This window comes from Sphingopyxis flava (assembly GCF_900168005.1).
Lineage (GTDB): Bacteria > Pseudomonadota > Alphaproteobacteria > Sphingomonadales > Sphingomonadaceae > Sphingopyxis > Sphingopyxis flava.
Genome location: NZ_FUYP01000030.1, coordinates 25,675 through 35,332, shown reverse-complemented (window position 1 = coordinate 35,332; position 9,658 = coordinate 25,675). Strand labels below are relative to the sequence as shown.

The window sequence follows — 9,658 nt, the reverse complement described above, 5'->3', positions numbered from 1 at the left end:
GATCACCCGCCATTGCTGACGCGGATCCTTCAGCGCCGAAAAATGATCCAGTAGCGATACAGTGCCGACCATCAAATGCCCCTTCCAAATGTGGAACACCCCTGAATCAGCTCAGCACTTCAAACGCTACCCCAATTTGTTAAACTGAAGCGATTGCCCTGACGACTTCGCTGCGCGGATGCTTGTTTCAAATGCGAAAGAGGGCCGCCGGCAGACCCGGCGACCCTCCTTTTTCTTCGCCCCAAAAGGCCGGGTAAAAAGCCTTACTGCTTGGCTTCTTCCATCGCACCCTTGGCAGCGTCAGCCGCTTCCTTCGCGGCGTCCGCAGCTTCGGCCGCCTTGTCGGTCGCGGTCGCGGCGTCGCCCGCAGCGGCAGCATCGCCCGCAGCGTCGGCGGCGGTGCCGGCAGCGGCAGCGGCGTCGCTGGCGCCTTCGGCCGCGTCGAGCGCGGTGTCAGCAGCGCCTTCCATGGTCGCGGCGGTGTCTTCGGTGGTCGCCGCCGTATCGTCAGCAGCCTTTTCCCCGCAAGCGGCCAGGCCGAGCGAAGCGGCCAGGACGAGCGACAAAGTGATCGATTTCTTCATTTGGGCATATCCCTCTCGATTAAACGGATCGACCGGCATTCGGATGCGAACATTTCGCTCCGGCGCACTGCCAATCGCGTTTAGAGCTACAATCTCGCCAAATTGGGTGCAACGGCCTTTTTGGAGGCGCGGCCCGCTATTCGCCACCGCTCGTCGCGGCGAGCTTCCCGCAAGCGGCAGGAAAAGGCGGCCGGCTGTCTGTTGACCACATATAAAGAAAGCTTTATATGCAGGTCCATGACCGAGCTGCTCGACATTTTCCGTGCCCTCGCCGATCCGACGCGTCTGCGCATTGTCGCGCTGCTGCGCGAGATGGAACTGGCGATCGGCGAGCTTGCTCTTGTCCTCGAACAGAGTCAGCCCCGCGTCTCGCGCCATGTCCGCATCCTCGTCGACGCCGGAATCATCGAGCGCAGGCGGGAGGGAAGCTGGGTTTTTCTGCGCATCGTTGCGCAAGGGCCGGTAAGCAATATTATTGCGCGCGCCGAGGAATGGCCTTTTTCACCGCGCGAGGCGCTCGTCGTCGCGCACGACGCGCGCAGGCTCGCCGCGGTCCGGGCCGATCGCGTTGCTGCGGCCGAACGCTATTTCGCCGAGCATGCCGCCGAATGGGATGCCATCCGCTCGCGCCACGTCGCCGAAAGCGAGGTCGAGGCCGCGATGCTCGCGATGGTGGCGGGCCGCCGCCTTGGGCATCTGCTCGACATCGGCACGGGGACCGGCCGTATGGCCGAAATCTTTGCGCCGACGGTGCGCCGCATCACCGCGCTCGACCGCAGTCCGGACATGCTCCGCATCGCACGGGCGAAGCTCGCCGATCAGCCCGTGCCGATCGACCTCGTCCAGGGGGATTTCCTGAACCTGCCAATGGCCGATGCCAGCATCGACAGCATCGTCATCCACCAGGCGCTGCACTTCGCGCACGAGCCGGACCGCGTCATTGCGGAGGCTGGCCGGGTACTGCGCGGCGGCGGACACCTCCTGGTCGTCGATTTTGCCCCGCACGAAGACGAGGAGTTGCGCACGCTTGCAGCGCATGCCCGCCTCGGTTTTTCGGACGCGCAGATTCGGGGCTGGTTCGCCTCCTCCGGCCTGCTCCTCGAGGCCGCCCAGACGCTTGAAGGTGGGACGCTGGCCGTAAAGCTCTGGCTCGGTCGCCGCCGCAGCGATGAAGACCAACCGCCGCTCGCCCACGAGGGCGACGGCCCGCGCAGAAGGCTTGCGGCATGACCTCGATTCTCAACAGCGCCGCGGAGGCGCGCCGCGCTGCGGCCTCGCCGCTTTTTGCCGACCTTGCCGGCGATATCAGCGTCAGCTTCGAATTCTTCCCGCCGAAGACCGAGAAGATGGAGGCGCAGCTTTGGGACAGCTTCCATACGCTCGAGCCGCTCAATCCCAGCTTCGTCTCGGTCACTTATGGTGCCGGCGGATCGACGCGCGAGCGCACCCACGCGACGGTCGCGCGTATCGCGGCGGAAAGTAGAGTTCCGCCCGCAGCCCACCTTACGTGCGTCGAGGCGTCGCGGGAAGAGATTGACGCGGTTGCCCGGGCCTATTGGGAGGCCGGCGTGCGCCATATCGTTGCGCTGCGCGGCGATGTGCCAGGCGGCGAGCCCTACCGAGCGCACCCGCAAGGCTATGCCAATGCCGCCGAGCTCGTCGCGGGTCTCAAGGCCATTGCACCCTTTGACATTTCGGTCGCCGCCTACCCCGAGGTTCATCCCGACGCAGAATGTCCGCAGGCCGACCTCGACAATCTGAAGCGCAAGCTCGACGCCGGCGCAACGCGCGCGATCACGCAGTTCTTCTTCTCGCCTGACGCCTTCCTGCGCTTTCGCGATGCCGCGGCCGCGGCCCGAATCGACGCCCCGATCATCCCCGGCATCCTGCCGGTGTCGAATGTGTCGCAGACGCGGCGGATGGCGGACATGTGCGGCGCCGCAATTCCCCCATGGATGGTGTCGTTGTTCGACGGGCTCGACGGTCTGCCAGCGGCGCGCCAGCTCATCGCCGCGACGATCGCGGCCGAAATGTGCCGCCGCCTCTATGCGGGCGGAGTGCGCGATTTTCACTTCTACACGCTCAATCGGGCGGAGCTTAGCTATGCTATCTGCCACCTGCTCGGCCTGCGCCCCGCCGCCCTACCCATCAAGGAGGAAACAGCATGACGACCAAATCGTCGACGGCCCGCGAGGCACTGAGCGCCGCGGCCAAGGAGCGAATCCTGCTCACCGACGGCGGCTGGGGCACGCAGATCCAGCTGCGCAAGCTTGAGGAAGCGGATTATGCAGGCACGCTTGGGCTCGCGCACGACCAGAAGGGAAATAATGACATCCTCGCGCTGACGCGCCCCGACGTCGTTGCCGCGATCGGCGATTCCTATCTCGCGGCGGGGTCCGACATTGTGTCGACAAATACCTTCAGCGCCAACCGGATCAGCCAGGCCGACTATGGCGCCGAGGCGCTGGTCGCTGACATCAACCGCGAAAGCGCCCGGCTCGGGCGCGAAGCGGCCGACAAGTTCGAGGCGATCGATGGCCGCCGCCGATATGTTGCAGGCGCGGTCGGGCCGACGAACAAGACCTTGTCGCTCTCGCCCGACGTCAATAACCCGGGCTATCGCGAAATCGACTTCGACGAGCTCAAGGATGTCTATCTTGAACAGGTGATCGCGCTTGCTGAGGGGGGAGCCGATTTCATCCTCATTGAGACGATCTTCGACACGCTCAATGCCAAGGCCGGGATCGCCGCAACGCTCGAGGCCGAGACCAGAGTGGGGCGCGAATTGCCGCTGATGATCTCGATGACCCTCACCGATCTTTCGGGCCGCAACCTCTCGGGCCACACGGTCGAGGCCTTCTGGTACGCCGTGCGTCACGCGCGCCCGCTCACCGTCGGGCTCAACTGCTCCTTCGGCGCGGCGCAGCTTCGCCCGCATGTGCGCGTTCTCTCAGACCTCGCCGATACGCTGGTGATGGTCTATCCGAACGCGGGCCTGCCGAACGAACTTGGCGAATATGACGAGCAGCCCGAGACAACCGCGGGGCTGGTTCGCGAATGGGCCGAACATGGCCAGGTCAATATTCTCGGCGGCTGCTGCGGGTCGACGCCGGCGCATATCGCCGCGATGGCCCGCGCCATCGAGGGCCTTGTCCCGCGCTACATTCCCGACATGCCGGTGCGCACGCGCCTCGCCGGGCTTGAACCCTTTACCATGGCGGCCGCGTCCTGATGGAGGACGGACCGGCATGGACTATCCGCGAGGCGGGAGGGGATGATGCGCCAGCCCTGGCGCTGATTGGCGCTGCGACCTTTCTCGAGACCTTTGCCGGCATTCTCGACGGCGCAGCGATCACCGCGCATTGCGCCGCGCAGCACAGCGAAGCGGCCTATCGCGCGGCTTTGGCGTCGGGCGGGCGGGCATGGCTTGCCGAGGCAGAGCCGGGCGGCGCGCCGGTCGGCTTTGCGCTCGTCGGCAAGCCCGCTCTCGACGCAGCGGAGGCGGGTGATATCGAGCTAAAACGCATCTATTCGCTCTCCCGCTTTCATGGCAGCGGCATGGGCGCGGCGCTGATGCGGGAGGTGGTCATTGCCGCCGAGGGGCATCGCCGCCTGCTCCTTGGCGTTTATGCTCGCAACGAGCGGGCGCTCGCTTTCTATCGCAAACAGGGTTTTGCCGACATCGGAACGCGCCGCTTCAATGTCGGGGGCAAGTTTTACGATGACCGCGTCCTCGCGCGCCCGCTCGCCCTTTGAACCCTCCCCTGGACATCATGATGAACAGCTCTTCCTTCTCCTCTTCCTTCGTCAATATCGGCGAGCGCACCAACGTGACCGGATCGGCGGCGTTCAAGAAGCTGATCCTCGCCGACGATTTCGCCGCCGCGGTCGAGGTTGCGCGCCAGCAGGTCGAAAATGGCGCGCAAGTCATCGACGTGAACATGGATGAAGGGCTGCTCGACGCCGAGCGCGCCATGACGACCTTTTTGAAGCTGATTGCCGCCGAGCCCGACATTGCGCGCGTGCCGGTGATGATCGACTCGTCGAGGTGGGACGTGATCGAGGCGGGCCTCAAATGCGTGCCCGGCAAGCCGATCGTCAATTCGATCAGCATGAAAGAGGGCGAGGAGATTTTTCTGAGTCACGCGCGCAAGTGCCTGGCCTATGGCGCCGCGGTCGTGGTGATGGCGTTCGACGAGGTCGGGCAGGCCGACACGAAAGCACGCAAGATCGAGATTTGCGAGCGCGCCTACAAGCTGCTCCTCAGCATCGGCTTTCCGCCCGAAGACATCATCTTCGATCCCAATATCTTCGCCATCGCGACGGGGCTTGAGGAGCATGACAATTATGCGGTCGATTTCATCGAAGCGGTAAAGGAACTGCGCGTTCGCTGCCCGCACGCGCATTTTTCGGGCGGACTTTCAAACCTGTCGTTCGGCTTTCGCGGTAACGAAGTCGTGCGCCGCGCGATGCACAGCGTCTTTCTCTATCACGCGATTCCCGCCGGGCTCGACATGGCGATCGTCAATGCAGGGCAGCTCGATGTTTACGATGCGATCGATCCTGAACTGCGCGAGGCCTGCGAGGACGTCATTCTCAACCGCAAGGCGGACGGCGAGGAATTAAGCCCGACCGAGCGGCTGATTGCGCTCGCTGAACGCTACAAGGGCAAGGACGCCGCGCAGGAAAAGGCCGCCGAAGAATGGCGCGGCTGGGAGGTTCGCAGGCGGCTCGAGCATGCGCTCGTCAAGGGTATCGATGCCCATATCGTCGCGGATACCGAGGAAATGCGCCTCGCGATGGACCGTCCGATCGAGGTGATCGAAGGGCCGCTCATGGACGGCATGAATGTTGTCGGCGACCTTTTCGGGTCGGGCAAGATGTTTCTGCCGCAGGTGGTCAAATCGGCGCGCGTCATGAAGAAGGCGGTTGCCCACCTCCTCCCCTTCATCGAGGCTCAGAAGGAGCCCGGCGCCAAGGGCAAGGGCAAGGTCGTGATGGCGACGGTCAAAGGCGACGTCCACGACATCGGGAAAAACATCGTCGGCGTCGTCCTCCAGTGCAATGGCTTCGAGATTGTCGACCTCGGCGTGATGGTGCCCTGGCCCAAGATCCTCGAGACGGCGAGGGAATGTGACGCCGACATGATCGGCCTCTCGGGTCTGATCACGCCGTCGCTCGACGAGATGGTGACCGTGGCCGAGGAAATGCAGCGCGCTGGCATGACGATGCCGCTCCTCATCGGCGGCGCGACCACCTCTAAGGTGCACACCGCGCTGCGCATCGACCCTGCTTATAAGGGACCGGTCCTCCATGTCCTCGACGCGAGCCGCGCGGTCGGGGTCGCGACCGCGCTCGTCAGCGATACGGGGCGCGAGGCGTTCGTGACGGGCTATAAGGAGGATTATCAGCATATCCGCGACGTCCGCGCGAACAAGGGGCAAAGCCCGCTTGTCCCCATTGCCGATGCGCGTGCGAACGGCTTCGCGATCGACGAGCATATCCGACCTTTTCCCCCGGAAAGGCCGGGGGTCCACGCCTTTGACAATTGGGACCTTGCCGAGCTCGCCGAATGGTTCGACTGGACGCCCTTCTTCCGCGCCTGGGAACTTGCAGGCGTCTATCCCGCGATCCTTGACGACGAGATTGTCGGCGAGAGCGCGCGCAACCTCTTTGCCGACGCGCGCGCAATGCTCGCGACGATCATCGCCGAAGGCTGGCTTCATGCGCGCGGCGTCGCAGGCCTCTGGCCATGTCGGCGCGACGGCGACGATGTCATCATCCACCTCGAGGAGGAGCGCCACGTGCGCATCCCCTTCCTGCGCCAGCAGATCGCCAAGCGCGAAGGGCGGCCGAACATGTGCCTTGCCGACTTCATCAGTCCCGACGGCGACTGGATCGGCGGCTTTTCGGTGGCGATCCACGGTATCGAGCCGCATCTTGCGCGCTTCAAGGCTGCGCATGATGACTATAGCGACATTTTGCTCAAGGCGCTCGCCGACCGCTTTGCCGAAGCCTTTGCCGAGCGGCTCCACGCGCATGTGCGCACCGACTTGTGGGGCTATGCACCAGGCGAACAATTGACGCCCGAGGCAATCATCAAGGAGGAATATCGAGGCATCCGTCCCGCGCCCGGCTATCCCGCTTGCCCCGATCACAGTTTGAAGCCGATCCTCTTCGACCTGCTCGATGCGGGACATAATTCGGGCGCGACGCTCACCGATCATTTCGCGATGCTGCCGACAGCGGCGGTTTCCGGATTCTATTTCGGTCACCCCGACGCGAGCTATTTCGGCGTCGCGCGTGTCGGCGAGGATCAGCTTGGCGATTATGCGCAGCGCCGCGGCGTGGATCTTGCGACCGCAACGCGCTGGCTTCGTCCGAACCTCGATTAACCTTGCTCGGCGCATCTGTCCGATAAGGGGACAGGGCGCCGGTTAACCAGCTTCGCAAACGACTTGCCGTGCGCTTGGGGCTATGGACGGGTCATGGCAAAGACGCTCCTTCGCCGGCCCCTGTTGCCGCTCTTCGCTCTGCCGCTCCTTCTCGCGCCGGCGTCTTCGCCGGCGCAAATGGGGAGCGCGCCTTACAGCGTCGAGGGGAGGGGCTTTTCGCGGCTGCAGGCCGCTGTCGACGCGATCGGCGGCGGGGAGGGGACGATCCGCATCGCCCCCGGTTATCATCGCGACTGCGCGGTGCAGACTATGGGGCGCATCGCCTTCGTTGCCGCCGAACCCGGCCGCGCGATTTTCGACGGGGTGACCTGCGAGGGCAAGGCCGCGCTGGTGCTTCGCGGCGCGGGGGCACGGGTCGATGGCATTGTCTTTCAGAACATGCGCGTTCCCGATGGCAACGGGGCGGGCATCCGGCTCGAGAAGAGCGATCTCGACGTCGTGAACAGCCTGTTCCGGCAAAGCGAGCAGGGCATCTTGACTGCCGATGATCCGCGCTCGACGCTGAGGATCGAACGGTCGACCTTTTCAGCTCTCGGCCGCTGCGACCGCGGACTGAGCTGCGCGCACAGCGTGTACACGGGAAGCTACGGCCAGGTGATCGTGACGCACAGCCGCTTTGAAAAGGGGAGCGGGGGCCATTATCTGAAAACCCGCGCCTCTCGCGTCGATATTCGCGACAACAGCTTCGACGACACGCAGGGCCGCGCGACCAACTACATGATCGACCTGCCATCGGGCTCGACCGGGCGGATCGCGGACAATCTTTTCGTGCAGGGACGCGATAAGGAAAACCATTCGGCGTTCATCGCGGTCGCAGCCGAGGGGCGCGACAATTCCTCGCGCGGCCTCGCGATCGCGGGCAATCGCGCGCGCCTCTCGCAAGACGTGAGTTGGCCGTCGGTGTTCGTCGCCGATTGGAGCGGGGAAGAGCTGGCGATCGGGGCGAATGAGCTCGGGCCGCGGCTCACCCGGTTCGAAAGGCGCTAAGCTCCTCGGCTCCGCGCGCCTTCGATCGGCGGAAACGCCGGTCTCCGGCCCGGCATTGAAGTTGGGAGGCTAGCGCAGAAGGCAGGCTTGGAAGGCGGAGGGGCTCAAGCCTCGCCGCGCGTTTCGATCAGCGAAGCTGCCAGCGCCTCGGCCGGCGATTTGCCGCCCCACAGCACGAACTGGAACACCGGATAAAAGCGCTCGCATTCGTCGATCGCGCTTTCGACCAGGGTTTCGGTGAGGTCGAGCCGCAGGGGCGCGTTGGTTCCAATCAGCATCCCGTGGCGGAACAGAATCGTGCCGCTGTTCGACCATAGCTCGAAATGGCCGAGCCACAATTGCTCGTTGATCAGCGCCAGCGCTTCATGCGCGACAGCGCGCTTGTCCTCGACGACCCGGATGTCGGGGAAGGCGAGGAGCTGGATAACGCCATCGTCGGCACGCCACACGGCGCGCAATTCGTAGGTCGTCCAGCTCCCCTGCGCGGTGGCGACAATCTCGTCCTCGCCGATCATCTCGTGCGGCCAGTCGTGCGCGGCAAAATAGGAGGCCAGCATCTCCATCGGTGCCGCCTCCTGGCCGTCATCATCGTCGTAGATATCGTCGCTCATTTGGGCGCTTTAACGTCTGTTGGAGCCGCTGGCGAGTCCACCCGGCCATTTCCAGTCCCTGCAAGTCGCAGGAGCGCTCACGAGCGTCGGGCGGAATCGCCCGGCGCTTTGATCAGGGCGCCTTGGGCTTGCGCGCCGCGGGCCTCGCGGCGCTCTTGGGGGCCGCGGAAGGTGTCGCCGCGCCTTCGAGTTTGTCGAGGCGCGCTTTCAGCGCTTCTGCTTCGGCGCGCGCGGTTGCCGCCATTTGTTTGACCGCCTCGAACTCCTCGCGGCTGACGAAGTCCATGCGGCCGATCCATTCCTTTGCGCGTTCGCGCATCGCTGCCTCAGCCTCGCGGCCCGCGCCGGCGACGGTCCCGGCGATGCCGTTCAGCATCTTGGCGAAGTCGTCGAAAATCCGGTTCTCGCTTTGCATGTCAAACTTCCTTTGTGGGGAGTGCCCCTTGCCGTCACCCTATTTGGGTGCTCGCAGCCGCGGGGACAAGAGTTTCAGCGTCGGGATTGCGCTGGTCGATCTGGAACGTCAGGATCGCCGCGAAGCTGAGCCACGCCATATAGGGGACGAGCAGCCACGCCGCAGCCTTGCGGATCGGTGAAAAGGCAAAGGCGGTCGCGAGCGTCACCATCAGGAGGAAGATGATGAGATAGAGCGCGCTCGTCACCTGATGCGCGCCGAAGAAAAGCGGTGACCACATGAGATTCCCGGCAAGCTGGATGAAGAAGAGCAGGAGCGCAAAGCCGCGCCCTTTCGCCCCGCGCGCATGCAGCACCATCGCGAGCGACAGACCCAGGCAAATATAGAGTGCGGGCCAGACAGTGCCAAAGACCCATCCGGGCGGCGTGATCGCTGGAAGGTCGAGCGCTGAGAACCAGCGATTGCCATAGCCGCTGCCTGAGAGAAGTCCCGACAGGCTGCCGAGGAGCACGATCGCCGGAACCGTCACCAGCGCCCAGCGCCAATAGGACATGCGAAGCTGTCCTGGAGTGGCCAATTCACTCATGCACATCCCCCTTTGCGCAA

At 64.5% G+C, this 9,658-nt stretch carries 10 protein-coding genes; 6 read left to right on the top strand and 4 right to left on the bottom strand.

The annotated features are described in order from the left end of the window. Nucleotides 1-263 precede the first annotated feature (263 nt). Complete coding sequence (locus B5X69_RS17450; protein ID WP_079639873.1) at nucleotides 264-584, bottom strand: hypothetical protein; 321 nt, start codon at nucleotides 582-584, stop codon at nucleotides 264-266. Between the two features lie 237 nt (nucleotides 585-821). Here B5X69_RS17450 and B5X69_RS17445 point away from each other — a divergent pair, with 237 nt between their 5' ends. From B5X69_RS17445 to B5X69_RS17420, 6 genes are all read left to right on the top strand, one after another. After that, entirely contained in the window at nucleotides 822-1,814 is a 993-nt protein-coding gene (locus tag B5X69_RS17445; RefSeq protein ID WP_079639872.1) for an ArsR/SmtB family transcription factor, read from the top strand. Next, nucleotides 1,811-2,752: a methylenetetrahydrofolate reductase gene (metF, locus tag B5X69_RS17440; RefSeq protein WP_079639871.1), complete on the top strand. Its 942-nt coding sequence runs from the start codon at nucleotides 1,811-1,813 to the stop codon at nucleotides 2,750-2,752. Before B5X69_RS17445 ends, metF begins: the two co-directional genes overlap by 4 nt. Beyond that, nucleotides 2,749-3,816: a homocysteine S-methyltransferase family protein gene (locus tag B5X69_RS17435; protein WP_079639870.1), complete on the top strand. Its 1,068-nt coding sequence runs from the start codon at nucleotides 2,749-2,751 to the stop codon at nucleotides 3,814-3,816. Before metF ends, B5X69_RS17435 begins: the two co-directional genes overlap by 4 nt. Next, a complete protein-coding gene (locus B5X69_RS17430; protein WP_079639869.1) occupies nucleotides 3,816-4,340 on the top strand; it encodes a GNAT family N-acetyltransferase in 525 nt (174 codons plus the stop codon). Before B5X69_RS17435 ends, B5X69_RS17430 begins: the two co-directional genes overlap by 1 nt. Before the next feature lie 20 nt (nucleotides 4,341-4,360). Next, on the top strand, nucleotides 4,361-6,979 hold the full coding sequence (gene metH / locus B5X69_RS17425; RefSeq protein WP_079639877.1) for a methionine synthase: 2,619 nt from the start codon (nucleotides 4,361-4,363) through the stop codon (nucleotides 6,977-6,979). A gap of 93 nt (nucleotides 6,980-7,072) precedes the next feature. After that, a complete protein-coding gene (locus B5X69_RS17420; RefSeq protein WP_079639868.1) occupies nucleotides 7,073-8,026 on the top strand; it encodes a right-handed parallel beta-helix repeat-containing protein in 954 nt (317 codons plus the stop codon). 104 nt (nucleotides 8,027-8,130) lie between these two features. Here B5X69_RS17420 and B5X69_RS17415 read toward each other — a convergent pair whose 3' ends face one another. The 3 genes from B5X69_RS17415 to B5X69_RS17405 form a co-directional block, all read right to left on the bottom strand. Further along, nucleotides 8,131-8,637 carry a type III secretion system chaperone family protein gene (locus B5X69_RS17415; RefSeq protein WP_079639867.1) on the bottom strand — a complete coding sequence of 169 codons (507 nt, stop codon included), beginning with the start codon at nucleotides 8,635-8,637 and terminating at the stop codon, nucleotides 8,131-8,133. Nucleotides 8,638-8,749: 112 nt separating this feature from the next. After that, nucleotides 8,750-9,052 (bottom strand): accessory factor UbiK family protein, encoded by a 303-nt coding sequence (locus tag B5X69_RS17410; RefSeq protein ID WP_079639866.1) that lies wholly within the window; start codon nucleotides 9,050-9,052, stop codon nucleotides 8,750-8,752. Between the two features lie 34 nt (nucleotides 9,053-9,086). Further along, nucleotides 9,087-9,638 (bottom strand): TspO/MBR family protein, encoded by a 552-nt coding sequence (locus B5X69_RS17405; protein ID WP_079639865.1) that lies wholly within the window; start codon nucleotides 9,636-9,638, stop codon nucleotides 9,087-9,089. Nucleotides 9,639-9,658: the final 20 nt, after the last annotated feature.